This is a genomic window from Pedobacter lusitanus, from assembly GCF_040026395.1.
GTDB lineage: Bacteria > Bacteroidota > Bacteroidia > Sphingobacteriales > Sphingobacteriaceae > Pedobacter > Pedobacter lusitanus.
Map to the genome: position 1 here is coordinate 34,395 of NZ_CP157278.1, position 26,978 is coordinate 61,372.

Here is a 26,978-nt window from a genome sequence, read left to right on the forward strand (position 1 = left end):
TATCAAACTATTTCAAACGCTTGAAATGATAAAGAGGGGGCGTTTAGCCCGTTTTTTATCATTTAGCTTAAACCATTTAGATGGCTGTTGTTTAATTTCAATCCCTAACTAAACCGAACCAAATATAATGAAGTCTCTAAACCTCTGTCAGAGATGCGTGGATCTTAATATGTCCTTTTTTTAACTTGACGTATGAGCAAAATTTACTTAAATACCTTCTGCAGCTTCTTGTTGTTATTCTATGCTGTGTCTGCTGTTTTTTCGCAGGATCTCAAACCAGTGTTACGGACACAATCCCTCAGTTTAAATAAAAACGAGATACAAAAACTGATCATATTGATTAAAACAGATCCAGGTGCCGAAAAAGAGTACCAGCGTCTAAAATCCTTAGCTGACCTTGCATTGCAGCAACAGCCCAATCCAATAGATACTATCATTTCTGAAGGGCATCTGGCAAATGATCCTAAAAAAATAATAACACAGAAAGCTCTTGCTGACCTGCCGAAAATATATGCCCTGGCTTATAGTTACCGCATCAGTAATCAAAAGATTTATTTAAAAAAGAGTATGGAGTATATCCTCGCCTGGGCAGGAACTAATCATGGGACCGGGAATCCGATTAATGATAGTAAATTAGATCCTTTACTCGAAGCTTATGATTTGATAAAGGATGAATTTAGAACAAATGAAAATGGAATAGTCACTGCATGGTTAACCCGATTAGCTGCAGCAGAAATTTCCAATCCACGTTTCAGGTCAGCGAAGAAAAGTGTCTATAACAACTGGAATTCACATCGGATAAAAGTAGTAGCTAATATTGCTTATATCCTCAATAACAAAGCATATCAGGCTTTCGCAGATACCAGTATCAAAACTCAGATCTTAAAAAATCTATATGCTGATGGTTCAGGTATGGATTTCGAAGATAGAGATGCACTTCATTACCATATTTATACTCTGGAGCCTTTATTAAAAACAGCGATACTAATAAAGCGGGCAACCGGAGTTGATTATTTCAATTATCTCTCTCCTTCAGGGTCATCTGTCCAAAAATCTGTTGGGTTTTTAATACCCTTTGTTACCGGTGAAAAGAAACATCAGGAATTTTTAAACAGCAAGACTCCATTTGATAAAAAGCGGGCTGAAAACAAAGAGCCAGGTTATGCTATAGGCCATGATTTTGATCCTGAAACGGCTATTGAAGTGCTTTCTTACGCTGCATATTTTCAGCCCGGCTATCATAGTGTAGTCAAAAAGTTAATGACAGCATCCGGCACTTACCCTAACTGGCAATTGGTGCTCAACGGAGTTAGAAAATAACTAAATACCAACCTAACCAAATAATAATCGCATGAAGAAAAAAATCATTTTACTAATTGCGTTTCTATTCACGGGCTTTTTTGTAGCTACCGCTCAGGATATACAAGTGAATGGAATCGTTAAAGACTCCCAGGGATTGCCACTGCCAGGCGTTTCCATAAAACTGATGGGTGCAGCAAAAGCCACAAGTACATCTGCAAACGGTGCTTTTTCGATCTCTGTGCCCGCCACCGGCACTTTGATTTTCACGAGTATCGGTTTTATTACTAAACAATTGCCGGTAAATAGCCGTCGGCAAATTGATCTGATCATGGAAGCTGACAATACTAATCTCGATGAGGTAGTAGTAATTGGTTACGGTTCTGTAAAGAAAGGCGACCTGACCGGATCTGTTGCCTCTATTGGTTCGAAAGAAATCAAAGCTACTCCGGTTGCCTCGCTGTCACAAGCTATTCAGGGTAGAGCTGCGGGCGTTCGGGTTTCCCAATCTTCGAATGCTCCAGGAGGTGGGATGAATATCCGTATTCGTGGAGGAAATTCTATTCAGGGTGGAAATGAACCACTTTATGTCATCGATGGTTACCCGCTTTATAACGAAAACGGACCAGGTATTAATCCCAACGACATTGAGTCAATGGAAATTCTGAAAGATGCTTCAGCAGCAGCGATTTACGGTTCCAGAGGGGCCAATGGAGTCATCATTATCACGACAAAAAGAGGGAAGGCGGGAGCTAACCGCATCCAGTTTGAAAGTTATTATGGCTCTCAGACATTAAGGAAAAAGATAGATCTTCTGGATGCATCTCAGCTGGCGACATTAGTTAATGATGGTATAGCCAATGTGAACGGTGATAATATTGGTAAACCGGGTTATCCTAAACCGTTAACCTATACTGATGCGCAGATAGCTGCCCTGGGTAAAGGAACTGACTGGCAGGATGAGGTCTTCAGAACTGCCCCTATACAGAACTATCAGCTGACCTTTACCGGTGGGACAGAAAAAAGTCAGTATGCCGTATCTGGGAACTATTTTAACCAAAAAGGTATTGTCTCCAACTCTGGTTATAAGCGTGGTTCGGTAAGAGTGAACCTGGATCAGCAGTTATCCAGTAAGTTTAAATTCAGCAATAGCCTGACTGTAACCAATAGCAGCAATAACTCTGTCGCTACAGACGGAGATGGCGGTGGAAATGCCGGTGTAATCTATAGTGCATTGTTTTTCTCTCCAACTGTTCCGGTATATGATGCTCAGGGACAATATAGTATGAACAACAGGCAGGGAGGTATCCTGATCAGTAATCCTCTGGCCTTAGCGAACGAAAGAACAAATATTGAACTGAGAACCCGCATATTGGGCAATACTTCACTGGAGTATAAGATAATTGATGGCTTGACTTTTAAGACCATGTTTGGTGCAAATATGGCCTTTAGTAAAACTAACTTTTATTTACCACGGACTGTCTATGCCGGCCTGGCTACCAATGGAAGAGCGGAAATCACTACATCACGATATTTTGAATGGCTGAACGAAAATACATTGAACTATAAAAAGGTAATATCTGAGATTCACAGCTTTAATTTTTTAGTAGGTTATACCTTTCAGAATGCTGATTTTGAAGATTTAAAATCCAGTGCACAGAATTTTGCCAGTGATATTCTGAAGTTCAATAATTTAGGCGCGGCCCAGCAAACCAATCCGAATACTTCCAATGCTTATGACTGGAGCTTACGCTCTTATTTAGGTCGTATCAATTATGATTTAAGTAATAAATATCTGTTCACCATATCAGGAAGGTATGATGGCTCTTCAAGATTCGGAATGGGTAAAAAATATTCTTTCTTTCCATCCGGATCGGCAGCATGGAGGTTATCCGGTGAATCCTTTATGAGTAAACTGAAAGCAGTTAGTGATTTAAAACTCAGAGCCAGTTACGGGATTACGGGTAATCAGGAAATTGGTCAATATCAGTCATTGGGAGCTTTGCAAACTGAAAGTTATAACTTTGGAAACGTAATCGCTATTGGCTATGCGCCAAATCGTATTGCCAATCCTGATTTGAAATGGGAAACTACTGCCCAGTTAAATTTTGGTCTGGATCTGGGTTTGTTTAAAAACAGGATTACTGTAACTACAGATTGGTATCAGAAGAAGACCAAAGATCTGTTGTACAATGTTTCCCTGCCAATTACTTCAGGATTTACTACCTCACTACAGAATATTGGGAAAGTTAAAAATGAAGGATTTGAGTTTGCCATAAATACAGTTAATCTCAATGGTGCTTTTCAATGGAATACGAATTTCAATATCTCCTTTAACAAAAATGAAATTCTTGATCTTGGCTCAGTCACAGACGATATTCCATCAGGAGGGGCAAGTGGTCACTTACAATTAGGCAGCTCTGGAATATTGCGGGTAGGACAGCCGATAGGTGTTTTTTATGGATTAGTAACTGATGGCATTTTTCAAAATGCTGCCGAAGTTGCTGCATCCGGACAGAAAAATGCCAAACCCGGAGAACGCAGATATAAAGATGTGGTTCCTGATGGGGTAATTAACTCGCTTGACCGTGTAATTCTGGGGCATGCGCAACCGGATTATACTTTTGGGTTTACTAATAATTTCTCCTATAAAGGATTTGATCTTTCCGTATTTATTCAGGGAGTACAGGGGAATAGCATTTTCAACTTAAACAGGTATGAGATGGAATCTATGACCGGAGTCAGTAATCAATCTGTCAATGTTCTGGATCGCTGGACTCCAACTAATCCTAGTAATAATATGCCACGTGCAAGTTCAGCAGGTTCTCCATACCAGGTAACGAGTCAGCAGGTAGAAGATGGTTCCTATATCCGTTTAAAGAACGTACAGCTGGGGTATAATTTTAGTCCGGAGCTGCTTAAAAAAATCAAACTATCCAATGCAAAGATCTATATCAGCGGACAGAACCTTTTAACTAAAACCAAATACTCAGGATACGATCCCGAAGTAAGCCGTTTTGGGCAGGATAACTTAAGTCAGGGTATAGATTATGGAAGTTATCCTTCATCAAAAATATTCCTGGTAGGTATCAATATTGGGCTGTAAAATTTAAAAACTACGAAAAAATCAAATGTATTCTTATGAAGATCTTTAAATATATATTACTCCTGAGTGTATTATGGACCACGTCCTGTAAAAAACTGAATGAAAACCCGGAAGCATTTATCTCACCAGAAAACTTTTATAAAACTAAAAATGACGCAGTTTCGGCGATAACAGCTGTTTATGCGCCGGTTCGGTTAAATGGTTTTGTGACGCGTAATTATGTTATTCTGGGTGAAATTACTACTGATAACATGTTTCCTTTAAATAATAGTGCGCCAAGAATTGAACTGAATACTTATGCGCATACTTCTCAGAATGGTATTTTACGGGAGACCTGGGACAATTTTTATATCGGTATCACCAGAGCTAATGCATCTATAAATAGAATACCCGAGATAAATATGGAAGAGGCATTAAGAACGAGATTAGTTGCTGAAGCTAAATTCCTGAGGGCATTTTATTACTACCACCTGGTCAGGCTGTTCGGGGATCTTCCGATTGTTACTTCCGAAGTAAGTTCTTTAGATCAGCTTACTTATCCAAAACGTGATCCTAAAGCGGATGTTTATAAGCAGATTATTGCTGACCTGAAGGATGCTGAAACTATATTGCCTCCATCTTATAGTGGAGCAGACCGGGGCAGAGCAACCAGTGGGGCGGCAAAGTCTTTTTTGGCCAGTGTATACCTGACTTTAAAACAATATCAGCTTGCTGCAGATAAAGCGAATGAGGTGATGACGCTATCTGGTGCTGGTTATGGCTTGTGGGATAATTATCCGGATGTTTATGATATTAAGAACGAATTTGGAAAAGAGGCCATATTTGATGCTCAGTTTGTGAGTGGGCCTGGTGGACAGGGCGGTAATCTGATTGCGTTTTTTGCACAGGAAAATAATAGTGTAGGCGGTAGGGGTTTCGGCTCTTTTCAGCCTACAACCGATATATATGATAGTTATACTGCTGGCGATAAACGTAAAGCTGTTTTCTTTATCAAAGGCACTGACGGGAAATATTATGTAAATAAATGGGTTGATGCGGATGCAACCACAGAAAATCAAAGTGATAATAATTTTCCTTTGATGCGTTACGCTGAGGTTGTATTAACCTATGCAGAAGCTTATAATGAGTTAAATACTCCTGTTAATGATAATGTCGCCTATAAGGCTGTAAATAGCATCAGGAAAAGAGCAGGTTTGCCAGATCTGGCGAATTTAACGCAAGATGGTCTTCGCGATGCAATTTTACAGGAACGCCGGCTGGAACTTGCTTTTGAAGGAAGCAGATGGTTTGACCTGGTGCGCACCGGTAAATTGGTTTCCACTTTAACTGCCAAAGGAACGACTAACGTCAGGGAGTATCATAATTTATTTCCTGTTCCACAGTTTCCATTGGGAGTAAATCCAAATCTGGCACCTCAGAATCCGGGTTACGCTCAATAAGTTTTTATGAAAAAATCAGCTTCCTTTGATGAAATTTAGTTGAAGGGAGCTGATTTTATAAAATCTGGACCTGAATTACCTGTTATGTTTACCTGGCTGACTGAATCCTGAAAAGCTATCCGAAAAGACCTTTGTTTATGGCTTTCAGGTAGGTTTCATTATTGGATTTCTTAAAGCTGATATTCCTGCATTGGTTGAATAAAACGAAGTCTTTTAAAGCCCCGATAAGTTTCCTGATAGTGATTTGGTCGAGATCAATTGATTCAAAATGCAGATTATGGATAATCAGCACTTTTTGTTTGCGGTCGGCTTTTGCATCCATCCTTGCAATGAAAATATCACCATAAAGTACCGGCAATGAGAAATAACCATACTTTCGCTTAGCAGCAGGTACAAAACATTCGATCTGGTAATCGAAGTCAAAGAAGTCTTTTAAGCGATGACGGAAGACGTTAAGGATATCAAAAGGGGATAAGATGAAGACATCTTTAGAGAGTTCAATATCCAGATCCTGATCTGATAGCATATACAGTGGTGCGCCTTTTAATTCATCAATCTTAACGAGTTGTACTTCACCCTCAGCAACCATTTGCTCCAGCTCGGTTTTTACCAAATTTCCTTTTACCCGCCTTGCCCGCCATGCTAACTCTTTAACATAAGCTATGCCCAGTGCGCCAAGTGTACGACGGATAATATATCTGGCAAATTCTTTCTTTGCCGGCATAGTCAGATCTGTTTCCGGAGATAATAAGTTGAGCGGCAGATTGTAGACTTTCTGGAAGGTCCTGGTACGGCTGATCATGAGCAGGCCCTCCAGATACAGGCGTTCGAGTGCTACTTTAGCCGGTCGCCAGTCCCACCAGCCGGTGCTTGCCTCTAGTCTGTCGTCATCGAAATCGCTTACCATCAGGGGCCCTTCACGTTCCACCCGGTCAAGTGCTACTTTCATCATCCGGGTTTCTGCAGGAGTAGCAGGTCTTCCATGAGTTGCAAACGCTTCTTTAACAGGTAATGAATAGCTAAAGTCGCGACTGGGAAGATAGCCTGCATCTGAAGTGAAGTACTCGAATATGCGTCCATCTTCGCAAAGTTCTGCCAGCCATTCTGTTTGATAGTCTGGTATACGTGCAGCCATTACATGGTGATGTGCACGTTCTACAACATAATTTGTATCCAGTTGTACAAAACCCAAATGGTCGATTACCCGATAAACGGCTTCGATTCCCTCTCCGAATTGTGCTTTTCTGGCAAGGCCGGCAGCGTTAAGGATAATTTTACGGGCTTGTGATCTGGTAAGGAAAATAGGTTCCATTATGCTAAAATAATATAAAGATTGATTGTCACTGAAAATATTTCTTCACCTGCTGATTGTTTGGAGATTAAGTGCTATACCAGCACCTGAGTTTGTTTACGATATCCAGGTGGTAGCAATGGAATTGTTTTTTATTTTGATTAATTTGTGCTTTAATCTTTAACTATTGGAAGAGCTTTTAAAAGAGATCCGGTCCTGTATAATCTGTAAGGAACAATTACCTAATTTTCCAAGGCCTGTTGTGCGGGCCAGTACTGAATCTAAAATTGTTATTATAGGGCAGGCTCCCGGACAAAAAGTTCAGCATAGCGGTATTCCATGGGATGATCAGAGTGGAAATGAATTGAGAAGATGGCTGGGGGTGAGTAAGGAACAATTCTACGATGATAAACTGTTCGCTTTAGTTCCAATGGGGTTTTGTTATCCTGGCAAAGGTAGCTCTGGTGATCTTCCTCCACGTCCTGAATGTGCACCCAGATGGCATCAGCCCTTGCTTGCTGAGATGAAAGAGATCAGATTGATCATGCTTATTGGCCAGTATGCTCAAAACTATTATTTGAAAGATATAAAGAATACTACACTTACAGAGAGGGTGAGAAATTTCAGGAATTTTCTTCCTTTATTCTTACCCATCGTACACCCGTCACCAAGGAATAAGATCTGGCAAAAGAAAAATCCGTGGTTTGAATATGAGGTAGTACCTTTTTTGAGGGATGTAACAGCTGATATCATTCATTCATTTTGATAGTATAAAGTTTTTTTGTTTAAAAGCGTAAAATCAGGGCATCAAATACAAAAAGATGAAATGGCTCAAAAGAGTAATGTAACGGAGATTTTGTTACAATTACCATTAATCTGGATACTGTTGTCAGGTACCAATTTTTGAATTTTGTCTTATAATTTAAAAATTAAAAGATGCAAGTAATATTAGGAGCCAACGGGCAGATTGGCGAAGAATTAGCAAGGGAACTGAAAAGAAATTTCACATCGGATATTAGGATAGTAAGCAAAAAAGCAATTAAGATAAATGACACGGATGAAGTGTTTTCAGCAGACCTAACAATTAAGGAAATGGCAATAGAAGCGGTAAAAGGCGCTGAAATTGCCTATTTCACACTGGGGCTTCCCATCAGTTCGGAACTATGGGGAAATCTTTTTCCGTTGATTCTGAAAAATGTAATTGATGCCTGTAAAGTCCATGGTACCAAACTGGTGTTTTTCGATAACACCTATATGTACCCTCAAGACAACAGAACGCTCACGGAGAAAACACCTTTTGCACCCATTGGTAGAAAAGCCAGGGTTAGAAAACAGATGGCCGAAATGGTGCTGAAAGAAATACAGTCGGGCGAGCTGGAAGCCGTAATTTGCCGTGCACCGGAATTTTACGGACCCGGAAAAACGCAGAGCATCACCAACACTTTTATTTTTAACAACATTAAAAAAGGTAAGAAACTGAAAGTACCCGTAACCGCCGGTAAGAAAAGAAGTTTGATTTGGACACCTGATGCAAGCCGTGCCACAGCCCTTATCGGCAATACGCCAGATGCTTATGGAAAGACCTGGCATTTGCCTGTTGATGAAAGCCACCCTACTTACAGGGAATTTATAAACTTGGCTTCTGCTGTCTACGGAAATAAGTTTAACTATTCTGTAGTTCCCCAATTTGTTTTCAAACTGGGTGCATGGTTTAATCCAAAAGTAAAAGAATTGTTGGAACTACTGACAAGGTATGCTTATGATAACCTGTTTGACGATTCAACATTCAGGAAGCGTTTTCCAGAATTTCAAATTACAACCTACAGGCAAGGAATTGAACAGATTAGGAACGAGCAATATTTATAATAGAAAATTAGTATTTTAGTAATGGATAAAGTCGAGTATCATAATATGAAAGCTCCGGAAAAAATAGCTTCCATTAATGCGTTGCACAAGTATCTGGGTTTGAAAAAAACTTTAAACCCGCTGATAAGCGTATTTAGTTTTGATGACGTAAAGCTGGAGTCTGAAACCATCCTTAGCGCTATAACTACCGATTTTTATGTAGTGGCTTTAAAGAAGGATTGTGCTGGCGGCAAATGCAGGTATGGGCAGCAATATTATGACTTTGATGAAGGCATAATGTATTTTATAGCCCCTCACCAGGTGTTGCATTTTGAAGATGTGCTTCTAAATGGCGTGAGAGGATTTGTTTTGGTCGTGCATCCCGATTTCCTCCAAGGTTATCCTTTGGCATCCCAGGTAAAAGATTACGGATATTTTTCATACAAGAGCAATGAGGCTTTGCATCTTTCCGAAAAAGAAGAAAAATCCATCATGGACATTATTGAAAATGTGAACCGGGAAATTGATGCGAATATGGATGCTTTTTCCCAGGGTCTATTAGTGTCCAACATAGATTTGCTATTAAAATATTGTGACCGTTTTTATAACCGTCAATTTCTTACCCGGAAAAAAGTCAATTCAGATTTATTGACAAGGTTCGAAACATTGCTTGATGATTATTTTAGGAACGATGAATTGGTGCTGAAAGGGACTCCTTCGGTACAGTCAGTGGCTGGGGAATTAAACCTTAGCCCCAATTATTTAAGCGATATGTTGCGGGTACAAACCGGGCAAACCACACTACAACATATTCAAAACCGTTTAATTGAGAAAGCAAAAGGACTCTTATCTACCACCCAACTTTCTGTATCTGAAATAGCCTATCAGCTCGGATTTGAACATCCGCAATCCTTCCATCGCTTGTTTAAAGGCCATACATCTGTTTCCCCGTTGGAGTTCAGGGCTTCATTTAATTGATATATACAGTTACCAGCCTTTTCATAGCAAAACAGAGATTTTGTTACGAAATACATGGTTTTAGTTACTTGCCTTTAATAACTCGAAACTAACTTAGTATTCAATAAAAGAATAAATTTCAATGGCGATGAAAAAAATCTTATTAGTTGTTACCAATGTTGATCATTACGCGAGCGGATTAGATACGGGATTGTGGTTAAGCGAGCTTACCCATATTTATCATACTGCCAAAGAAAAAGGTTGGGAAGTTACCATTGCCAGCCCAAAAGGCAGTACAGTACCTATTGATCCTGAAAGTCTGAAACCTTTGATTTTGGATAAAATTACTAAAGACTATTATAAGAGCCCGGCCTTCATGGAAGAACTCAATCATTCCAAAACCTTAACTGAAGTAGAAAACAAATCTTTCGATTGTGTGTATTTGGCAGGCGGACACGCTACCATGTATGATTTTCCTGATGATACCACTTTGCAATCCATTATTGCCAAACAGTACGAAAGCGGAAAAATGGTAGCCGCTATTTGTCATGGAGTTGGGGGGCTGCTGAATGTAAAATTATCTGGCAGGGCATACTTAATCACGGGAAAAAAGCTCACCGGATTTGATTGGTTTGAAGAAAGTATTGCCCGACGAAAAAGAGAAGTGCCGTTTAACCTGGAAGCTGCTCTGAAAGAAAGAGGTGTTATTTACGATAAAGCATTTATTCCCATGACTTCAAAGGTAGTTGTAGATGGCAACCTGATTACTGGACAGAATCCTTTTAGCTCTAAAGAAATAGCAAAAGTGATAGTCAAGGAACTAGAACGGTCTAATCTGAAAAAGCAGTATTAGGTATATCAATATTAACCATTAAAAAAATAAGATTATGAAACAGTTCCTGCCTGCGGAAAAAGATCCGCAAATTTTAAGAGAAATAAGAGAATTTCTAAGTGCATTAAACAACAGCGGAGGGAAGCCATTGGAAACAATGACACCGCAAGGTGCAAGACAAGTTTTGGTGGATGCCCAAAAATCGGTTGCCTTCGATTTTTCGGACATTGTAGAAACAGAAAGAGAAATTACGCAGGATGGAATTACTGTGAATATTCACATTGTAAAGCCCGCAAACGCAGTTTCTGAAAAACTTCCTGTGTTTATATTTACACATGGTGGAGGATGGGTATTGGGTGATTATCCTACACACAGAAGGCTGGTAAGAGATTTGGTGGTGAACAGTGGTGCAGCAGCAGTTTTCACTGATTACACCCCTTCGCCGGAGGCAAAATACCCGGTAGCGATAAATCAGATTTATGCTGCTGCAAAGTGGGTATCTGAAAACGGTAACGAGATCGGTGTAGATGGTAAAAATATGGCTGCTGCCGGAAACAGCGTGGGGGGAAATATGACAGCGGTACTTTGCTTAATGGCAAAGGACAAAGGCGGCCCGGAAATTAAATTCCAATTGCTTTTGTGGCCGGTAACCGATGCCGATTTCACCCGGGAATCCTGGCAGAAATACGCGGATGGAAGATTTTTGACCGCTTCGTTAATGAAATGGATGTGGGATAATTATTTACCCGATGTAGATAAAAGAAAAGAATATTATGCTTCACCTTTTCAGGCATCACTGGAAGAATTGAAAGGCTTGCCGCCTGCATTAGTACAGATTGCCGAAAACGATATTCTTCACGATGAAGGATTGGCGTATGCAAGAAAATTAGATGAAGCTGGTGTTCTGGTAACTATCGAAACTTACAACGGTTTTATTCATGATTACGGTTTGTTGAATCCACTTGACCATATCGAAGCCGTTAAGTTTTCCTCGCAGCAAGGTGCATTAGCGTTGAAGAAAGCATTGTTTCCCTGAATACCGCAAGACATAGCTGGGCAGTAAGGGCTCTACAGAAAGGCATGCGAATAGAATATGTAACTAAACTGATGGGGCACGCATCGGTAAAAGATACCGAGGTTTACGCAAGAATATTGCATAAGGAACTGAACAAAGCCATGAATATATTCGATAAAACACAGAAGCTAAAAAAGGGAGTGTAGAGATTGTTTTACCTATGCTGTACCTGAAAACAACAATGCCCTGCAACTATTTAAGTGACAGGGCATTGATAATTTTGATCCCTATGGTACGTTTGTCGAACCACTTTCTTGAAGATTTGGAGAAATTGGCCAATGTGTATAAGAATTCTGACTTTTTTCAATTGCTTGAGGATCAATACAAACTTGAAGATTTTAAGAATAAGCAGAAGAATAAATCTGAGGTTACTACTAAAAAAAAGGAGAGGACCTCGGATTTGAAATTTGCCTTAAGAACGCTTATCGCAAAGCAATCCTGCTGAGATTCGAAATAGTTCAAATGTCAGTACTTAAATAGTGTTCTATACAGTTTTTAAATTCGATGATCTGGTAAATAGATGAACCATGCCGATATTGAAATCAGAGATTGGTCAATCGTTTGCGTAACAAGTACTCATATTCGTTTTGTATCTTGAAGCTTTAAAATTTCAGTCGGGATTCGTTCTGCTTGAATCCGGTTATTATGGTGTCAAACAAATTTGAGTGAGAGCTTTTTAAGGTAAAAATAGATATGAAAATTGAGGAAATTACAAATTATACTTCTGAAATAAAAAATACTGTGGCGTATTTTCTGAAGTTATTACAGGGGAATAGTACAGGTATCTCTGATCATCAGCTACAGGAGATAATATCATCTGAGAATAGTCATCTCTTTTTTGCCATTAATGATCATGATGTTTATATGGGTATGCTAACAGTAGGCATCTATCAGTCGCCAACGGGTAAAAAGGCCTGGATTGAAGATGTCGTCGTTGATGAGGCATTCAGAGGACAAGGTGTTGGCCAAACTCTGACAACATTTGCGGTCCGGTTTGCCCGGCAGCATCAAGTGGATCTTTTGGCTTTAACATCTTCTCCTGTTAGGGTTGCGGCCAATAACTTGTATAAGAAACTCGGTTTTCAACCAAAAGAAACTAATGTTTACAAAATGATTTTAATTAAGGACTGTTATGCTTGAATTTGACCGTTTTCCGAAAATAGATGCTCACTTTCACTCCACCTTTTACAATCCTGTTTATGAGAAAATAGCGAAAGACTGCCATCTAAAATATATTAATATCAATACTGATGCAAGCGTTTTTCCATCTATGGAAGTTCAGGAAAATGTGGCTTTAGCGTACGTTAAAAAAGCTCCTGAACACTTTTCCTATATTGCCAGCTTCGAGATGCAGGGTTGGCAGGATCCTTCCTGGTTTAGCGGTGTGTTAGATCGTCTGGAGAAATCTATTGATCAGGGAGCAGTTGGTGTCAAAATCTGGAAAAATATTGGCATGGAAATTTTAAAACCAAATGATCAGTCTTTTTTAATGATTGATGACCCGTTCTTTGATCCGCTCATTCTTTTTTTAAGCAAAAATAAGATTCCTGTACTTACCCATTTAGGAGAACCTAAGAACTGCTGGTTGCCTATTGAAGAAATGACATCAGAGAGAAACAAGGCATATTATACTAAAAATCCAGAATTTCATGCTTATTTACATCCGGAAATCCCCACTTATGAAAGGCAGATAGAGGCAAGAGATTATCTAATGGTAAAATATCCGGACTTAACATTAATTGGCGCTCATCTGGGAAGTTTAGAATGGAGTTACAAAGAGCTTGCCAAACGCTTTGACCAATATTCTAATTTTTACGTTGATTTATCTTCACGTTTAGGGCATTTGCAGATGCAGTCTGTTAAAGATTATGAGGGCGTACGTAATTTTTTTATTAAATATGCTGATCGCATTATGTATGGAACTGATGCCTATAACAATCCTGAGAAACTGACAAGTTCCCTAATTAATGACTGGAAGTATTTCACCACAAATAAGCATTGTGAATCTGCAGAGATAAATGGTATATTTAAGGGGATTCATTTACCCGAAGAGGTGCTCCGCCAGCTTTATTGTGCCAATGCGCAAAGAATATACGGCTTGATCTGATAAATTATTATAATACTTAAAAATAATCTATGCAAACAGACGAAAATCAAATGGATAATAAACTATTCGGATTCCCTTTTCAAAAGAAGTTTAGGGAAATAAACGGAGTTAATATGGCTTATATAGAAGAAGGTGAAGGAGACCCAATTGTTTTTCTTCATGGGAATCCAACTTCATCCTATATATGGCGTAATATCCTTCCTCATATGCAAAAACTAGGGCGATGCATCGCTCCTGATCTGATGGGAATGGGAGATTCAAGCAAATTACTTAATAGCAATTCTCATACATTTGCTGAAAATGCAAAATATGTTAATGAGTTGTTTGAACAATTGGGGATTAACCGAAACATTATATTTGTTGTGCATGATTGGGGAGCAGCACTAGCATTTGACTGGGCAAGTCGTCATTCAGAAGCAGTTAAGGGAATTGTCTATATGGAAGCAGTTATGAGATTGAAGACCTGGAGTGAACTACCTCCACCCGCAGAGCAATTCTTTAAAGCGATACGATCAGAAAAAGGGGAAGGAATGGTACTGCAACAAAATGCACTTATTGAGTTTAATCTGTCTGGAAGTGTGTTGCGTCAATTATCCCCTGAAGAAATGGACCAATATCGCCGTCCCTTTAAAGATGCTGGTGAAGGACGGAGACCTATGTTAAATTGGGCTCGCCAGTTGCCTTTTGAAGGTGAACCAGTAAATATTGTGAAAATTGTAAGTGATTACAATAATTGGCTTGCTCATAGCCCAATTTCTAAGTTATTTATTGAAGCAAACCCTGGGACACAATCCGAAAAGGAAAAAGAATTTTGCAATACATTAAGCAACCAAACACATGTAACAGTTAAAGGGCATCACCATTTACAAGAAGATTCTCCGGATGAAATTGGTACAGCAATTTCTAAGTGGATACAAAAATTGAAGTAAGTACTGTTGATTGATCCATTTGGACCAATATCGACGTCCGTTTAAAGATGCTGGTGAAGGACGGAGATCTACGTTAAATTGGGCTCGCAAGTTACCTTTTGAAGATGAACCAGTAAATATTGTGAAAATTGTAAGTAAACATAGCGAAGGCAAAGTAGTCGGTGCTATAGAACAACAAACTGCAAAATTTAGAAATTAAATTAATGTCTAAACCACAAGGAGAAATAGTATTGGAAAGATCAACCCCGGTTGACTGGGGTTGATCTGATAGTGAATTCCAAACTTAATTATGATGTGTGGTATCCCTTCTCATGGTGTCTCTTCTCATAGTGTCAGTCCTTCCTTTTTTTTGCCATTTTTTGTTATTCTTTGTTTTTTCTTTCCTGGTGGTGTCTCGTTTTACAGGTTGTTGTGCAAATGTCCCGATACTGATCGCAGACAATACAAGAATGATTAATAACTTTTTCATATACTGTTTTTTAGTTTTATCTGTCAATAACGAATTGCAGTGTTTTTTGTTCAGAATTTTTATACGGTTTTTTGGAGGTGAAATACGTGTTTAATTCAAGGATTTATAGTTTGATCTGATTTGAAGGATTTTATCTGATTTTCTTTGACAGGAGTTCTGCAAATTGCTTCATATCTTCCAGTTGTTCTAATCCTGTTACAGATCTGATAATTTCTTTCTGCGTCTCTCTGTCAATAATACCAGAAGAGAGCCTGAGAAACTTTGTAATAGTATCTTCCCAGGTAAATGGCCTGGTGAAAAATCCATGGTAATCTTCTTTTTCACAAGTTAAAGCAGATCCATTTTTCAAACTGATTTCTACCTTTGCTTTTACTTTATCCGGATAAGCTTGTGTATAGGGATCTAGCAATCCAGCAATGCTGATTGGCTGGTGAATAGGGAAACCGGTTTTTACGGATACTTTTTGAAGCAGTTCCTGTACGTCTTTACGGTTGATCCGCTCTGGTTCTAACTGATCAGGATAAACCTCTCCATCGATTAGTGCAACAGCTGCCAGGTAAAAAAGGCTATGATCAGCCTGTTCTTTTGTTTCTACTATTTGTCTGTTTCCATACGCCCCAGAGCCAATAATATGATAAGCGGTTAAAAAGGTGGTGATCTCGATTTTATCTACTTCTTCTGCATTTATATGGTGTTGTTGTTTAAGTTCTGTGATGGCCTCCAATGCAGACTGTGAATGAACCTCAGCATTATAACTTTTAAGAACACACTTGCTGATCAGCTCAAAGTTTTCCTTAGTCCAGTCATAATCAAGTTTAAGTCCAAACACTTCTTTGAAACCTTTAGGTCCTTCAAAAATTGCAATAGGGCCGGTCATACCTTCCTTTGCCAGAAATACTGTGCCCAGACATTCCATTACGTCCATAGAAGAGGCCATGCCTTTCCATTCGTAAGTGTAAGATGCTCTGCTTGTGACCATAGGGCTGACAGAGCTTCCAATAATTCCTAGTGCATGAGCGATTTGTTCTTTGTCAAGACCAATTAGTTTTGCAGCGGCTGCAGTAGCAGAATAAGCCAGCAACAAAGTATGGTCTATGCCTTCTTTCATTACGGGGATTTCCTGTACCAGCCTGCATTCAATCTGATAAGCTATTGCCATGGCAGTCAGAAAGTCCTGTCCTGAGCATTTTTTATACTGAGCGGCAGCAAGCAATGCGCCAACGTTATCACTTGGATGACATGTGGCCTCTTTTGCCATGAAATTATCCATAAAATCCGGATAACGGATAAGTGCAGTATACAGCTGAGCAGCGCGGTCATAAGGTAAATTTTTAGTCAGTGGTACGTAGCAATCGCCTTGTTCACCCATAGTTTGTATTTGCCGGATTAGTTTTTTTATGGTGGGTTTTACTGAGGCATGTATTAATGAACCTATAGCATCCAGAAGATGTCGTTTTAACTGTTCAATATTAGCTTTTCCTATGTCGTTGTAAGTCGTGTTTAAGACAAATAAAGCAATCTGTCTGGTCTGTAGTTCTTTTTTCATAATTCATTAAGTTGTTATTTCATTATCTTCATGAAATATTTATTAATGCCTTGATAGTTATCACATCATTAAATGATTATGCTTGAAACACACTTGTGCAAACTTGGTTTTAATAATTTAAAGTAGATAAGATTTTAGAAATCATTGCCTTATTTCTTTAGAAACAGTTTTATTCAAAGCCTGATGCTAAATGGCTAAAAAAAACTTCTGCAAATGGATATTCTATATCCGTAATAGGGATGTGTGCACTATAATGATGAGATTTGTATTGCTTATTCTTAGAAATGCAAAAAAAAAGCATTTTAAACGAAAAGCGCACCATTTGGTGCGCTTTGTATGATCCCGCTGGGATTCGAACCTGGTTCAAATATCAAAGTTTAAATAGTAGATAACTAAGTTGAGTGGTACCTAAAGATGTCTTCAAATTTATGATAGGCTTCCTGTTGTTTATATAGACTATAAAGCAGGAATGAAGTTGAAAGTAGCAGGATATAGAAATTCTTTTTAACGCAAAAAGCCTCAATTTGCATTGAGCTTTCGTGATCCCGCTGGGATCACACTCATGTGCATTTAAATGGCTTTAAAGTGGGTTTTTCCACTCTCATATTTTATAGGTAACCGAAACAGTAACCGATTTTTTTGACTCGATTTGGATCGTTTTAAACGAACTTCCTTTTTATTTATCTAAGATATGACATTTAAAAATTACTTGCCAGTTTTTTGTTGTAAAAATGGACTCTAAATATTAAACGATAAGTTTATCAACGATCTGAATGCTTATGATATTCAGGCTGTTAGCTTGTATTGCATTAAGTATTAATCTATATCATCTGAGCAAAGCTGGTATGTCATTTTATTAGGAATTCAAATCAATTCAGGATTAAAGATGTTTTTTAATTACTAAATATAAAGTTATGGGATATCATGAATGGAAATCATGCATTGATGCATGTCTGGAATGCGCAGCAATCTGTGACCACTGTGCAAGTTCCTGCACTAAAGAAGAAGATGTTGAAATGATGGCCGGTTGTATTGAACTGGATATGCAGTGTGCTTCGGTTTGTTATGCTGCTGCTCAACTGATGAGTCTAGGAAGTCCTCAGGCTAAAGACTTATGTAGGATTTGTGCAGAGATCTGCGATGCCTGCGGAACGGAATGTGGTAAACACAATACCGAGCATTGTGAGGAATGTGCAGAAGCTTGTCTGCATTGCGCACAGGAATGTAGAAAAATGGTTGCTTAATACACCTTAAATAAAAAGTAGTTATGAAAACGCAAGAAAAATCTGGTCATGATACGGACAAAGCGATGGCCAAAGCGGGTAGTGTAGCTCCACCTAAAAGTAAAAAGCTACGAACTGAAGCACCTATTTCCGAAAAGGATGAGGTGAAACAAGCGGAAGAAGAGCAGCGTAAACGAATGAAAAGTGAGAATTCTTAAGTTATGGAACCAAAAAGCGAGTGTGCAGATTCTATTTCAGGGTATTGTATCTGCCTGGCTTTTTTTTATGACAAACCTTTTATTTATCAGATTGTTAATAACTGCATCAAAATATAGGAAGATGAAAAATACAGGTAGAATAAACAAACAGGTTAAAACAAATAAACAAGGCTTAAAAGGAGCTAGGGGATATTATTTTCATGCGGACGAGGATTTTAGGGAAGATTGGGACTGGGGGAAATCAAAAATGTTAGCTTCTAAAGCCATTTCCAAACCTGTAAACAAGTTTGAAATTTAATCATAATTCCAATACTTAAATCTATTGTTATGGCAAAGTATTCAGAAAAGGCATCGGAGAAAGTAGAAAAAACGATGCATGAAATGAAAGAGGGAAAACTAAAATCCGGAAACGGCAAAAAGGTAACCACTAGAAAGCAGGCTGTTGCGATCGGCTTGTCGGAAGCAAGAAAAGCAGGGGCTAAAGTCCCAAAAAAGAAATCTTAACTGGCTACTATTGTACCGGGTACAGACAGATCAGGTTGGCGATGTTTTGTTACAGAATATATGTACCTAGGTTAAACGAATCAAAAGCGGGCTTCATGGAAACCATCATTGTACAGGATACAGATGCTGCCATTTTGGATGTCTTGACTGAAGCCTTAACTATGGATGGCTTTTATGTTTTGCCAGTTCAAAACGCTGCTGAGGATTTTCTTGCTTTGGTTGATCGGTATAAACCTCATGTGGTATTGTTAGATTACAGACTGAACGGGGATACTTGTAAGCGGATTTGTTTTGAAATCAAACAACGCTATCCACACCTTCCGGTAATTGCCATGAGCTGTAACTATAATATTGACCGTTTGTATGGCATAAATGGTTTTGATGGCTACATTCGTAAACCTTTTGATCTGAATTTGCTATACACAATTCTTAGAAAATACATTCCTGAATAGAAAAGCAGTATGGAATTGCCCATATCCTACTATTTAAAATGGAGTAATGTTTTTTAAAAAAAAAGGGCAGTGCCCCTTTTATAGTTATTTATAATATTAATTTTTGGTGATATCTACGGGATGAAATCTAGTTAGGATAACTCATTGCTTCTTTGTGGGCTGGTCACCGGTCGTTTTTCTATTACTTAAGTTTTTAGAAAGAAATTTAGCTTCTTCCAGGTTTCCCCTGAATACCGTAAGCTGTTTATTTGAAAAGTTCACAATAGCAGTATCACTGAGCGTTGTTCCCTTTTCCAGCAAGGCAATAACCTGATTATGGTCTTCAATTGTAATGGATAGGTATTGCTTGTCAAAATCATTGTGGCTGGCTTTTTTTTAAGCAGAAATGAGCTGATCGGGAACAAAGGTTGTCGAATCGGCAAGCGTAATATTCCTGGGTTCTGCAAATGGTTTCAGATCTGAATAAATCAGAATGCTGGCGTCCATTGCTTTTACAGCATATTCCCTGACTTTTGAATTTTTTGATTTCTGTTTAGCAAGTTTTGACAGATTGATTTCCTTAGCACTAGAAAGCGATAACTGTTTGATAAACTGCTCAGTACTAATTGTGTCCTTCTGTGGACTGAGAAGGATGCTTACATCCTTATTTACTAATCCTGTTTTGTTGCCGGCACTGCTTACTGCTATCATGCAGGCTGCTACGGTTATAATGGCATAGTTTTTGAAATTTTCCATAACATACAGATTAAAAAGTTGAATATTAATCTATGTAAACAAGCGTTACATTCAGATATGGTGTGGTTTTTATCCTATTTAAATAGCATATGCGGTTTGTTCAGATAATTGAGCTCCTTATCTTTTGATTGCCGATAAGAAACCATCTTTACTATGTTTTGTCTAGTTGAACCTGAAACTAGCGTAGCTTCTTTGGCGGGATCAGGGCTTTGAATTCTTTTTCTTTTCTTTTCCATGATGTGATTATATAAGGTTTATAAGTTAGTATCTCCTTACAGAGCCCATACAACAATCAGGTTTTGATTTTTGTTTAGTTTTTTTGAACCAATCCAAACCTGGATTGTTTTTAAAATATCTGGTTAAGTTCCTGAGTTAAAACACTTAAAAAATGAAGAAACCATGAAACAAAAAATCCAGTCCTTCTTATAACTGCGCGGTGATAGATACTGCGGATATGAAAGCCGTTCCGGCAGATACTAGTGTAATGAGAGCAGATTCTATTGGGCAGGAGAATAGAATGGTTACACGTTAAACTTAAATTCAACGATAATGAGTACTTCAAATCAAACCCATAATCATCAGGCCATTAGAGAATGGGCTGAAAAACGTGGCGGAGTTCCTGCCAAAGTCATAGGAACAGAAATAAATAGCGATGAAGGTATCCTCAGGATACATTTTTCGGAATTTAGTAAAAGTGAAAATCTGGAAGAAATCAGTTGGGAGATTTCTTTAACGACTTTGAAAAAGATCGGTTAGACTTGCTCTACCAGGACCACAAAGCAAACGGCGAGTAAAGTACGTTTTATAAACTTGTGGCAAGAGTCGGGTAAGACAAATGTTATGGAGTTATCAGATTGCATTGCCGGTCGGATTCGTCAGCATGGGCCAGTTTCTTTTCATGAATTTATGGAATGGTGTTTATATGACCCTGAAATATATGATATAATCGGCTGCGTGCGCTCTAATGAACTGGTGGATAATTTTGCAGTACATCGGATGGCGATGGAGAAAGAGCTGAGGGAGGTCTATGTAGACTATTAAAATGATTTTGCTGAGTTATAAAGTGCTGATACAGCAAAATGGGCGTTCACAGCGGTAAATTATTAGGACTAGGGGTTAAACAAGATTGGAGCGTATGTCAAATAAATAAATGCGTTCATCTAATTGTAGGAGGTCATATGGAAACTAACGATATTATTGGAATACTGGCAATTATTCTTGCTGTGCTATTACTGGTTTTTCTGATCCGCAGAAACAGGAAAGATCAGAAGGACTTTGAGCGGGAGATGAACAAGTCTGAAATAAAGCCGGAAAAACATGAAGATGATCATGTTTAATTGTTTTTGAATTGAATGAATTTTAGGCCAGTGGTTTAAGGAGTTACCGGCTTGTTTTTTAATTTAGATTTAGGTAAGTATACTTTTGCACCTTTCGCATTTACATAATAATACCTTGATTTGTTATCAATGTAAATGGTTTGTCCATTTGGACCAGCCTTGCCTTTGTAGGTTTTGTCTACAACTGCTGAGGCACCTTTCACGGCGATCTCGGCAGTTTTGTTGCCTACTTTTTTAGCTGCTTTTTTGATTTCAGGGTCTGGATTTATTTTTACGGTGTCTTTCTTTTTGTCCTGGGCGAAACTGCCTACTGAAATACTGGTCCCTAGGGCCAGTAGCATAGTTTTGATTAATGTTTTCATATCGCTTGTTTTTATAGTAATCTTCAGATGGTCTCCGGTAAAACTTCGTATTGATCGTTATATCCAGGAACCGGATGTTCTTATCTATTTTTCTATGAACTTAGATTAGGGTGTAATGATTTTTTCATGTTGTTTTTCATCTTTGTCCCTCTTGTTACCTAAATCAGTTTTTGGAACATCTTTGTCCTTTATTTTTTTATCGGATTTATTTTCGGGCTGATCGTTCATATTTTCCGTTGCCGGTAACTCATGACTGCTTCTGCGATCCGTGCTGCTATGATATTTAGGAGTGGTTAAATCTTCTGTTTTTTCAACATCATATTTCTTAGAGCCTGGTTTTGGTGTTTCACGATTTTTCATAAGTGTTTTATTTAGTTGGGTAATTGCAAAATCCATTCAAATATTACATGCCTGAAATCCTTGATTTTCCAAAGTAAATAGGCCTTGATTTATGGAGGGCCGCTAAATAATCTTTAGCGGCCTTTTTAAACTATTATAGGTCAGTACCTGGGATAGTTCCAGGTTCATGACTTGATCCAAGCGGCTTATGTTTTCTCTCTGGTCTTGAGATCAGGTCCGTTCTTCCCATGTCGGCGACAGAAGATGTTTCTCCACTATCTGGCTTCTTTTCGTTGATGCGCTCCTGTGTCTCTTTATAAACAGTTTTTTTAGGCGCTTCATCTTTTTTTTGGTTATTTTGCTGATTTGCCATGATCGTAAGTATTTATTAAAACCTATTTTTATTAAAACAATCCATTTTGGCTTATGTTTTAAATTGGTACAGATTGCAGAATGAGTATTTTAGCTGCCAAGTGTGATAAATTTATTTTTTATAATACTTACTTCGCCCGTACGTTCTAATCTGGCTTCTTCTATTTTTTCAAGTGTATCTATATTACTTCCTGTCCTTACACTTTCCAACAAATCTTCTTCAGACATGAGACTCTTCACTAAGTTTTGATGGTGGATTATCCCATTCTTATAAAGCAGTCTTCTGGATCCCTTAATCCATTTATCCAGCCATGGGTGTCGCAAACTAATCCATGCAAGACAACGATGGGCAACAACCAATGAAAAGCCTGCAGTAACCGTTGGAACAAATTCAGATGCACCTACGATTACCCTGCTAAGTAAGGCGCCCACAGTGATAACTATAATGTTATCAAAAGCCGTCTTTTTAGCAAGAGTACGTGTTCCTGAAATTCTAATGAGCAGAAGTAAAATTAAATATACCATAACAGCCCTTAAACTCATATTTAAAGTCGTAAGGTTTTTGTCTTCTCCAAAGAGTTTTACAATAAGTTCCATTATTTAGAAAATTTTAAATGAACAAATCCAAATATATTATTACTTTATAAACAATTTCTAATTCAAACTCTCTTTTTTGTATCTGTAATTTTCCTTCCCGCTATCGTGCTAAACTTAGAAAATCCTGGATCATGGCAACCATTTTTTTGTCTGAGCTTCACTCTTTATCAGTGATTTTATACTGAATTTATTATCCATATTTTTTACGTGTGCAATCAATATTTGATGATAAATAGAGCAGTTAAAGGTGTTAGACCGTCTTTGAAAAAAGACGGTTTTTTTTGATAAATGTGAAACGTCCGGGTAGCTTATTTCAGGAATTTCAAGTAATTGTGCAGGCGTTGGGCCAGGAATTCGACAGTCTGACGGACAATTTCTTCAGGTGCTCCCTGGAAGGTTGACCTTTCGCTAAAAAGCAATTCACGTGATTTAACCCCATACAAAAACATGGTACCCACAGGCTTATCTGTGGTCTCGCTGCCGCCAGGTGCGGTGAGTCCGGTGCAGCCGATATGGATATCAGCGGGAATAAGTTTTTGCAGACCAGCCGTGATAGAGCAAGTAACGATTTCAGATTCAGGGGTAAAGGCTTTAAGTTGCTCTTGGGGCACATCCAGCAGGGTACATTTTAAATCTGCATCATAACAAACGATACCACCTTTAAGGAATTTCCCTGCATCTGGTATCAGTGCAAATTCAGCGGAGAGGCGTCCCGCAGTAGCGCTTTCTGCAAACGCGAGGGTCAGGTTATGCTTGATGAGCATTTCCCCGCACGCAAGTAAATGGGTGAGATCTATATCCTTTCTCATGTGTATGGCTCTAATTGATATTATTCGAATGATTTATTTCCTGTTTCCATATGAGGAGCGTCAACAGGTTTCGACTCAGGTGATCGCAGGTAAATGGTCATAAAGACAATAAAGCCCTTCCTTTAAATCGCAGTTGCGCTGTTTCCATCCAATAGAGCAAAGTTGTAGTTGAAAGCCCCAGTGCAATGAGGTCTGAGGCTTTCCGTCTGGTCTTATTCGGCCGTTGCCTGTTCGTTAACATAACTTTCTGCTATTTCAGTCAACACAACATCGGTAGCTTTTTCATTGTCAAGGGTAAATTGCAAGAGTTCAGCTACGTCATTGTGCCCCATGTTTTGTGCGAACACGATTAATGTACCATAAGTGGCAATTTCATAATGTTCCACCTTCTGAGCGGCAAGGATTAGTCCGGCATCACGGATCAAAGTGCCGGCATCGGTATCTTCAATGACACCATCGGCCTCTTTCAGCAATCCTTCCATCGCATCACATTTTTTTGCCTGGGCTTTTTCATCCAGCAACTGGAATACCTGCTCCAGGGTGGCAATGTGGTTATTGGTTTCTTCAGTATGTTTTTCAAAAGCTGAGGCAAGTTCCGGACTGGTTGCCGCTTTTTTCATTTTAGGTAAGGCCTTTACCAGATGTTTTTCAGCCCAGTAGATGTCCTTAAGCTCATCTACAAAGAATTCATGAAATTCTGAATTTTCCATTTTTCCAGTTTTACCACTTGGTTTTTTACTTCTTGTTTTTGCATTCTTTTTTACTGTTGTTTCCATAATAATTATTTTTAGTTAGACGACATGTTATTTGTTTTTGATCTTTTTCTATAAAGAGGCGTTTGAAATATAAAACGCTTGTCTCTGCATGTTGTTTAATTTATTTGACAAAACTATTAACAGTTTGTTTTTTGGAACGCCAGCTAATGGTGATCTGCTGGTTACCGGTTAACAGATATTCCAGATGCCCGTCCTTTGATGGTATTCCCTTTAAAGGGGACTTTATTCCTTTTGCTGTCACGGTAAATGCCGGCAACTTTGATGAGGTGGTTTTTACGATCATCATTCTGCACTGAAGCCGCTGATCCCCCAAGATGGAAAAACGGATGTTTTTTCCTTTAACGGCCTTAAATCCCGAAGTTGGATAGTCTACATAAACCATGAATGGTGCATCGGGAATTTGCAGGTAATGTCGCGGTAGGATACCGAATGCGTTACCCGCTCCATAAACCTCCTGGCCAACTGTTCCTGATTTAAGCCATCCATCCTGCAGATCTTCAAGAGCAATCCAAAGTTTTGGGGCTACTTCTCCAATCTTGGGTTTTTCTTCCAGCATATCTTTCGGGAGCATAGTCGGATAATAGTAAACTGCGCGGTCTACCAGATATCGAATGTACTCTGCGATAAGCAATTTTGCCGAGGGAAGCAGGTCTATATCTTCTGCGTGTTTTAAATAATCATGGAAGGCGCAGAAAACTTCCTGTTCTTCATATACCGCAGTATAAGGCGCATCATTTAAGGGATAAAGAGAGAAGAATTTTGGAAAGTTCTTTCCGTAACCGTAATTACAATCCCAAAGCTGTACATTCCGGAATATCCCTGCCAGACACATGTAACTCAGCTCGAGGTACAGTTTATTGTCAGTAATTTTATAGAGCCGGAGTAAGGCACCGGCTGAAAAAGCCGTATTGTTGGCCTGGTAAAAAATTTCAAAGCCATAACCCTGCAAGGTTTTTGCGGCTTTCCCGGCTTCATTTAAATATCGCTTTTCTTTAGTTAGTTCCCAGGCCTGGAGCATAATATGGGCATAAATACCCGCTACATCTTTTTCCCCGCCTTTGCCTTCGGCGGTTTCGGCTTTGATGATTTCCAGGGTGTCCATTTTATAGAATACCGGCCATTTGTATTTAAAGTGATGGGCTACTTTGATTGCAAAGTCCAGTGATTCCAAGAACAACTCCTCAGCTACTTTGTCTCCTTTTAGGGCTAGTCTGGAGAGATTAAGCAGAGGATGGTGGAGGTACCAGGAATCCATGACTTTGGGAGCTTTCTGCTCTTCTTCTCCTTTAAGCCTGTCTTCAGCAGCGGGAAGCCAGCGCATGATAGTACCTAATTCTTTATCATAAAAGGAGGGCAGGCCTTCTCGTATAGTTTTCATTACTTCCAGGTCTTTTTTGCTCCATTCTACGTAATCAAGCAAGGGGAGCAGCACAGCGAGTTGTACCATGATTTCCGGTGGGGTTTCGTAGTCGCTGACATAAGCATTAAAATACTTTTGACCTGCTACCTGCGACCAGCAGCCCGGACTTTCAATCAGGTCACTTAGTCCATTATCGAGAATTTGGGGCCAGTCTTTGTACTGAGTTTCTGGCCTGGGCAACAATAGGTATATTCTGGCTAAGAGATTCAGAAACAAACGCATTATTGCGGGTTCTTTTTCCGGTATTTCATTGCTAAAGGCGATAAAAGCATCGGAAAGGATAACTTTTTTGCCTGCTTTTATTGGTGTTTTCGAAGAAGGCAAAGAAAAACCAAGTTCTGGCCATTCTCCACCCACAGTATCAGCCAGGGAGGTCTCAGTTTGTTCACAGTAACCTGATAAAGCGGTGAGATTTTGCAGATAAAGCAGCGTTGAAGACTTCGGCGTAGTTTCACTCACGTAAAGAAATCCTGTTCTGGCACCAAACTGGCTTGCATGAATTTTTCCTTTTGTTTGTTCAGGGTTGTCATTTTTTCCATTAAATAAAATGTCTTTTGGCCAGCTGGGGATTGATAGATCTTTGGCGGGCACGAGAGTAGTGGTATAGTGCAATACCGGCCATTGTTCAGCTTGATCAATGATGATACTGACCGTTTGTCTACCTATTGCAGATGACACATCCAGATCTATCCCCTGATGTTGATTACTTTTATTTTTTGTGATCTCAAGGTTAGTTCCTGGACTATAGGCCGCACGAAAAGCGACACGTCCGCCACCAGGTAATTCGGTTTGTATCCAGATGGAATCCGAAGTAGCGGTTACTTTAAAATGAAAATGATCTGATGCCCGTTCAAAGATTGCTCCAGTATCGGCAGCCAGTTCTGCACTTGCAGATACGGCCCACGGTGTAAGTGCATTCATCATAAGCAAAATTTAATG

Annotated in this window: 32 protein-coding genes; 20 read left to right on the forward strand and 12 right to left on the reverse strand. The window is 39.0% G+C overall.

Going from position 1 to position 26,978, the window contains the following annotated elements:
* The first annotated feature begins 192 nt into the window (after positions 1 to 192).
* Genes PL_RS00185 through PL_RS00195 form a run of 3 tightly spaced genes read left to right on the forward strand, consistent with a single transcriptional unit; the run spans position 193 to position 5,844 of the window.
* Positions 193 to 1,320, forward strand: a complete 1,128-nt coding sequence (locus PL_RS00185; protein ID WP_041883792.1) for an alginate lyase family protein — start codon at positions 193 to 195, stop codon at positions 1,318 to 1,320.
* A 31-nt stretch (positions 1,321 to 1,351) separates the two neighbouring features.
* Positions 1,352 to 4,405 (forward strand): SusC/RagA family TonB-linked outer membrane protein, encoded by a 3,054-nt coding sequence (locus PL_RS00190; RefSeq protein WP_348620716.1) that lies wholly within the window; start codon positions 1,352 to 1,354, stop codon positions 4,403 to 4,405.
* 35 nt (positions 4,406 to 4,440) lie between these two features.
* Positions 4,441 to 5,844 (forward strand): RagB/SusD family nutrient uptake outer membrane protein, encoded by a 1,404-nt coding sequence (locus PL_RS00195; RefSeq protein WP_041883789.1) that lies wholly within the window; start codon positions 4,441 to 4,443, stop codon positions 5,842 to 5,844.
* A gap of 115 nt (positions 5,845 to 5,959) precedes the next feature.
* Here PL_RS00195 and PL_RS00200 read toward each other — a convergent pair whose 3' ends face one another.
* Complete coding sequence (locus tag PL_RS00200) at positions 5,960 to 7,156, reverse strand: winged helix-turn-helix domain-containing protein (protein WP_041883787.1); 1,197 nt, start codon at positions 7,154 to 7,156, stop codon at positions 5,960 to 5,962.
* Between the two features lie 166 nt (positions 7,157 to 7,322).
* On the opposite strand from PL_RS00200, the gene PL_RS00205 reads away from it, so the two are divergent.
* The 9 genes from PL_RS00205 (at position 7,323) to PL_RS00245 (ending at position 14,880) form a co-directional block, all read left to right on the forward strand.
* The gene (locus PL_RS00205; protein WP_041883785.1) at positions 7,323 to 7,901 is read left to right on the forward strand and encodes a uracil-DNA glycosylase family protein; all 579 of its coding nucleotides are present in this window, start codon (positions 7,323 to 7,325) and stop codon (positions 7,899 to 7,901) included.
* 170 nt (positions 7,902 to 8,071) lie between these two features.
* On the forward strand, positions 8,072 to 9,001 hold the full coding sequence (locus tag PL_RS00210; protein WP_041883783.1) for an NAD-dependent epimerase/dehydratase family protein: 930 nt from the start codon (positions 8,072 to 8,074) through the stop codon (positions 8,999 to 9,001).
* Positions 9,002 to 9,022: 21 nt separating this feature from the next.
* Positions 9,023 to 9,958, forward strand: a complete 936-nt coding sequence (locus PL_RS00215) for a helix-turn-helix domain-containing protein (RefSeq protein WP_041883781.1) — start codon at positions 9,023 to 9,025, stop codon at positions 9,956 to 9,958.
* 127 nt (positions 9,959 to 10,085) lie between these two features.
* Positions 10,086 to 10,790, forward strand: a complete 705-nt coding sequence (locus PL_RS00220; protein ID WP_235324592.1) for a type 1 glutamine amidotransferase domain-containing protein — start codon at positions 10,086 to 10,088, stop codon at positions 10,788 to 10,790.
* A 34-nt stretch (positions 10,791 to 10,824) separates the two neighbouring features.
* Positions 10,825 to 11,805, forward strand: coding sequence for an alpha/beta hydrolase (locus PL_RS00225; protein ID WP_041883775.1), 981 nt, complete (start codon positions 10,825 to 10,827; stop codon positions 11,803 to 11,805).
* A gap of 44 nt (positions 11,806 to 11,849) precedes the next feature.
* Positions 11,850 to 11,990: a hypothetical protein gene (locus PL_RS00230; RefSeq protein WP_235324591.1), complete on the forward strand. Its 141-nt coding sequence runs from the start codon at positions 11,850 to 11,852 to the stop codon at positions 11,988 to 11,990.
* Between the two features lie 547 nt (positions 11,991 to 12,537).
* A complete protein-coding gene (locus tag PL_RS00235) occupies positions 12,538 to 12,984 on the forward strand; it encodes a GNAT family N-acetyltransferase (protein ID WP_041883770.1) in 447 nt (148 codons plus the stop codon).
* On the forward strand, positions 12,977 to 13,951 hold the full coding sequence (locus PL_RS00240) for an amidohydrolase family protein (RefSeq protein WP_041883767.1): 975 nt from the start codon (positions 12,977 to 12,979) through the stop codon (positions 13,949 to 13,951). Before PL_RS00235 ends, PL_RS00240 begins: the two co-directional genes overlap by 8 nt.
* A gap of 29 nt (positions 13,952 to 13,980) precedes the next feature.
* On the forward strand, positions 13,981 to 14,880 hold the full coding sequence (locus PL_RS00245; RefSeq protein ID WP_200890773.1) for a haloalkane dehalogenase: 900 nt from the start codon (positions 13,981 to 13,983) through the stop codon (positions 14,878 to 14,880).
* 283 nt (positions 14,881 to 15,163) lie between these two features.
* Here PL_RS00245 and PL_RS00250 read toward each other — a convergent pair whose 3' ends face one another.
* Together PL_RS00250 and PL_RS00255 are read right to left on the reverse strand one after the other, a co-directional pair.
* Positions 15,164 to 15,349, reverse strand: a complete 186-nt coding sequence (locus PL_RS00250) for a hypothetical protein (RefSeq protein ID WP_152620347.1) — start codon at positions 15,347 to 15,349, stop codon at positions 15,164 to 15,166.
* Positions 15,350 to 15,479: 130 nt separating this feature from the next.
* Positions 15,480 to 16,895 (reverse strand): MmgE/PrpD family protein, encoded by a 1,416-nt coding sequence (locus PL_RS00255; RefSeq protein ID WP_041883760.1) that lies wholly within the window; start codon positions 16,893 to 16,895, stop codon positions 15,480 to 15,482.
* 914 nt (positions 16,896 to 17,809) lie between these two features.
* Between PL_RS00255 and PL_RS00260 the strand changes: the two genes are divergently transcribed.
* The 5 genes from PL_RS00260 (at position 17,810) to PL_RS00280 (ending at position 19,292) form a co-directional block, all read left to right on the forward strand.
* A complete protein-coding gene (locus PL_RS00260; protein ID WP_041881240.1) occupies positions 17,810 to 18,139 on the forward strand; it encodes a four-helix bundle copper-binding protein in 330 nt (109 codons plus the stop codon).
* Positions 18,140 to 18,162: 23 nt separating this feature from the next.
* A complete protein-coding gene (locus PL_RS00265; protein WP_160292097.1) occupies positions 18,163 to 18,336 on the forward strand; it encodes a hypothetical protein in 174 nt (57 codons plus the stop codon).
* 121 nt (positions 18,337 to 18,457) lie between these two features.
* Entirely contained in the window at positions 18,458 to 18,634 is a 177-nt protein-coding gene (locus PL_RS00270) for a hypothetical protein (protein ID WP_160292096.1), read from the forward strand.
* Positions 18,635 to 18,663: 29 nt separating this feature from the next.
* Positions 18,664 to 18,840: a DUF6496 domain-containing protein gene (locus PL_RS00275; RefSeq protein WP_162836340.1), complete on the forward strand. Its 177-nt coding sequence runs from the start codon at positions 18,664 to 18,666 to the stop codon at positions 18,838 to 18,840.
* A gap of 95 nt (positions 18,841 to 18,935) precedes the next feature.
* Positions 18,936 to 19,292, forward strand: a complete 357-nt coding sequence (locus tag PL_RS00280) for a response regulator (protein WP_041881233.1) — start codon at positions 18,936 to 18,938, stop codon at positions 19,290 to 19,292.
* A gap of 375 nt (positions 19,293 to 19,667) precedes the next feature.
* Here PL_RS00280 and PL_RS00285 read toward each other — a convergent pair whose 3' ends face one another.
* On the reverse strand, positions 19,668 to 20,027 hold the full coding sequence (locus PL_RS00285; RefSeq protein WP_041881229.1) for a DUF4142 domain-containing protein: 360 nt from the start codon (positions 20,025 to 20,027) through the stop codon (positions 19,668 to 19,670).
* 74 nt (positions 20,028 to 20,101) lie between these two features.
* Positions 20,102 to 20,263, reverse strand: a complete 162-nt coding sequence (locus PL_RS00290; RefSeq protein ID WP_160292095.1) for a hypothetical protein — start codon at positions 20,261 to 20,263, stop codon at positions 20,102 to 20,104.
* Between the two features lie 313 nt (positions 20,264 to 20,576).
* Here PL_RS00290 and PL_RS00295 point away from each other — a divergent pair, with 313 nt between their 5' ends.
* The 3 genes from PL_RS00295 (at position 20,577) to PL_RS00305 (ending at position 21,364) form a co-directional block, all read left to right on the forward strand.
* Complete coding sequence (locus PL_RS00295) at positions 20,577 to 20,783, forward strand: hypothetical protein (RefSeq protein WP_235324514.1); 207 nt, start codon at positions 20,577 to 20,579, stop codon at positions 20,781 to 20,783.
* A gap of 84 nt (positions 20,784 to 20,867) precedes the next feature.
* Positions 20,868 to 21,068: a hypothetical protein gene (locus PL_RS00300; protein ID WP_041881226.1), complete on the forward strand. Its 201-nt coding sequence runs from the start codon at positions 20,868 to 20,870 to the stop codon at positions 21,066 to 21,068.
* Positions 21,069 to 21,205: 137 nt separating this feature from the next.
* On the forward strand, positions 21,206 to 21,364 hold the full coding sequence (locus tag PL_RS00305; RefSeq protein WP_162836339.1) for a hypothetical protein: 159 nt from the start codon (positions 21,206 to 21,208) through the stop codon (positions 21,362 to 21,364).
* A gap of 35 nt (positions 21,365 to 21,399) precedes the next feature.
* Here PL_RS00305 and PL_RS00310 read toward each other — a convergent pair whose 3' ends face one another.
* The 7 genes from PL_RS00310 to PL_RS00340 form a co-directional block, all read right to left on the reverse strand.
* Positions 21,400 to 21,726, reverse strand: a complete 327-nt coding sequence (locus PL_RS00310; RefSeq protein WP_041881224.1) for a hypothetical protein — start codon at positions 21,724 to 21,726, stop codon at positions 21,400 to 21,402.
* 105 nt (positions 21,727 to 21,831) lie between these two features.
* Entirely contained in the window at positions 21,832 to 22,086 is a 255-nt protein-coding gene (locus tag PL_RS00315; protein ID WP_152620299.1) for a hypothetical protein, read from the reverse strand.
* Between the two features lie 133 nt (positions 22,087 to 22,219).
* On the reverse strand, positions 22,220 to 22,438 hold the full coding sequence (locus PL_RS00320) for a hypothetical protein (protein WP_041881221.1): 219 nt from the start codon (positions 22,436 to 22,438) through the stop codon (positions 22,220 to 22,222).
* An 89-nt stretch (positions 22,439 to 22,527) separates the two neighbouring features.
* The gene (locus PL_RS00325) at positions 22,528 to 23,034 is read right to left on the reverse strand and encodes a DUF421 domain-containing protein (RefSeq protein ID WP_041881220.1); all 507 of its coding nucleotides are present in this window, start codon (positions 23,032 to 23,034) and stop codon (positions 22,528 to 22,530) included.
* Between the two features lie 308 nt (positions 23,035 to 23,342).
* Positions 23,343 to 23,843: a CinA family protein gene (locus PL_RS00330; protein ID WP_041881218.1), complete on the reverse strand. Its 501-nt coding sequence runs from the start codon at positions 23,841 to 23,843 to the stop codon at positions 23,343 to 23,345.
* A gap of 212 nt (positions 23,844 to 24,055) precedes the next feature.
* The gene (locus PL_RS00335; RefSeq protein WP_041881216.1) at positions 24,056 to 24,619 is read right to left on the reverse strand and encodes a ferritin-like domain-containing protein; all 564 of its coding nucleotides are present in this window, start codon (positions 24,617 to 24,619) and stop codon (positions 24,056 to 24,058) included.
* 100 nt (positions 24,620 to 24,719) lie between these two features.
* Positions 24,720 to 26,963 (reverse strand): hypothetical protein, encoded by a 2,244-nt coding sequence (locus tag PL_RS00340; protein ID WP_235324513.1) that lies wholly within the window; start codon positions 26,961 to 26,963, stop codon positions 24,720 to 24,722.
* Between the last annotated feature and the right edge of the window lie 15 nt (positions 26,964 to 26,978).

Bases quoted from the DNA above. Each gene is read 5' to 3' on its own strand.
- PL_RS00185 (WP_041883792.1), top strand. From the start codon at position 193: ATGAGCAAAATTTACTTAAATACCTTCTGCAGCTTCTTGTTGTTATTC.
- PL_RS00190 (WP_348620716.1), top strand. From the start codon at position 1,352: ATGAAGAAAAAAATCATTTTACTAATTGCGTTTCTATTCACGGGCTTT.
- PL_RS00195 (WP_041883789.1), top strand. From the start codon at position 4,441: ATGAAGATCTTTAAATATATATTACTCCTGAGTGTATTATGGACCACG.
- PL_RS00200 (WP_041883787.1), bottom strand. From the start codon at position 7,156: ATGGAACCTATTTTCCTTACCAGATCACAAGCCCGTAAAATTATCCTT.
- PL_RS00210 (WP_041883783.1), top strand. From the start codon at position 8,072: ATGCAAGTAATATTAGGAGCCAACGGGCAGATTGGCGAAGAATTAGCA.
- PL_RS00215 (WP_041883781.1), top strand. From the start codon at position 9,023: ATGGATAAAGTCGAGTATCATAATATGAAAGCTCCGGAAAAAATAGCT.
- PL_RS00220 (WP_235324592.1), top strand. From the start codon at position 10,086: ATGAAAAAAATCTTATTAGTTGTTACCAATGTTGATCATTACGCGAGC.
- PL_RS00225 (WP_041883775.1), top strand. From the start codon at position 10,825: ATGAAACAGTTCCTGCCTGCGGAAAAAGATCCGCAAATTTTAAGAGAA.
- PL_RS00230 (WP_235324591.1), top strand. From the start codon at position 11,850: ATGCGAATAGAATATGTAACTAAACTGATGGGGCACGCATCGGTAAAA.
- PL_RS00235 (WP_041883770.1), top strand. From the start codon at position 12,538: ATGAAAATTGAGGAAATTACAAATTATACTTCTGAAATAAAAAATACT.
- PL_RS00240 (WP_041883767.1), top strand. From the start codon at position 12,977: ATGCTTGAATTTGACCGTTTTCCGAAAATAGATGCTCACTTTCACTCC.
- PL_RS00245 (WP_200890773.1), top strand. From the start codon at position 13,981: ATGCAAACAGACGAAAATCAAATGGATAATAAACTATTCGGATTCCCT.
- PL_RS00250 (WP_152620347.1), bottom strand. From the start codon at position 15,349: ATGAAAAAGTTATTAATCATTCTTGTATTGTCTGCGATCAGTATCGGG.
- PL_RS00255 (WP_041883760.1), bottom strand. From the start codon at position 16,895: ATGAAAAAAGAACTACAGACCAGACAGATTGCTTTATTTGTCTTAAAC.
- PL_RS00260 (WP_041881240.1), top strand. From the start codon at position 17,810: ATGGGATATCATGAATGGAAATCATGCATTGATGCATGTCTGGAATGC.
- PL_RS00265 (WP_160292097.1), top strand. From the start codon at position 18,163: ATGAAAACGCAAGAAAAATCTGGTCATGATACGGACAAAGCGATGGCC.
- PL_RS00270 (WP_160292096.1), top strand. From the start codon at position 18,458: ATGAAAAATACAGGTAGAATAAACAAACAGGTTAAAACAAATAAACAA.
- PL_RS00275 (WP_162836340.1), top strand. From the start codon at position 18,664: ATGGCAAAGTATTCAGAAAAGGCATCGGAGAAAGTAGAAAAAACGATG.
- PL_RS00280 (WP_041881233.1), top strand. From the start codon at position 18,936: ATGGAAACCATCATTGTACAGGATACAGATGCTGCCATTTTGGATGTC.
- PL_RS00285 (WP_041881229.1), bottom strand. From the start codon at position 20,027: ATGGAAAATTTCAAAAACTATGCCATTATAACCGTAGCAGCCTGCATG.
- PL_RS00290 (WP_160292095.1), bottom strand. From the start codon at position 20,263: ATGGAAAAGAAAAGAAAAAGAATTCAAAGCCCTGATCCCGCCAAAGAA.
- PL_RS00295 (WP_235324514.1), top strand. From the start codon at position 20,577: ATGAGTACTTCAAATCAAACCCATAATCATCAGGCCATTAGAGAATGG.
- PL_RS00300 (WP_041881226.1), top strand. From the start codon at position 20,868: ATGGAGTTATCAGATTGCATTGCCGGTCGGATTCGTCAGCATGGGCCA.
- PL_RS00305 (WP_162836339.1), top strand. From the start codon at position 21,206: ATGGAAACTAACGATATTATTGGAATACTGGCAATTATTCTTGCTGTG.
- PL_RS00310 (WP_041881224.1), bottom strand. From the start codon at position 21,726: ATGAAAACATTAATCAAAACTATGCTACTGGCCCTAGGGACCAGTATT.
- PL_RS00315 (WP_152620299.1), bottom strand. From the start codon at position 22,086: ATGAAAAATCGTGAAACACCAAAACCAGGCTCTAAGAAATATGATGTT.
- PL_RS00320 (WP_041881221.1), bottom strand. From the start codon at position 22,438: ATGGCAAATCAGCAAAATAACCAAAAAAAAGATGAAGCGCCTAAAAAA.
- PL_RS00325 (WP_041881220.1), bottom strand. From the start codon at position 23,034: ATGGAACTTATTGTAAAACTCTTTGGAGAAGACAAAAACCTTACGACT.
- PL_RS00330 (WP_041881218.1), bottom strand. From the start codon at position 23,843: ATGAGAAAGGATATAGATCTCACCCATTTACTTGCGTGCGGGGAAATG.
- PL_RS00335 (WP_041881216.1), bottom strand. From the start codon at position 24,619: ATGGAAACAACAGTAAAAAAGAATGCAAAAACAAGAAGTAAAAAACCA.
- PL_RS00340 (WP_235324513.1), bottom strand. From the start codon at position 26,963: ATGATGAATGCACTTACACCGTGGGCCGTATCTGCAAGTGCAGAACTG.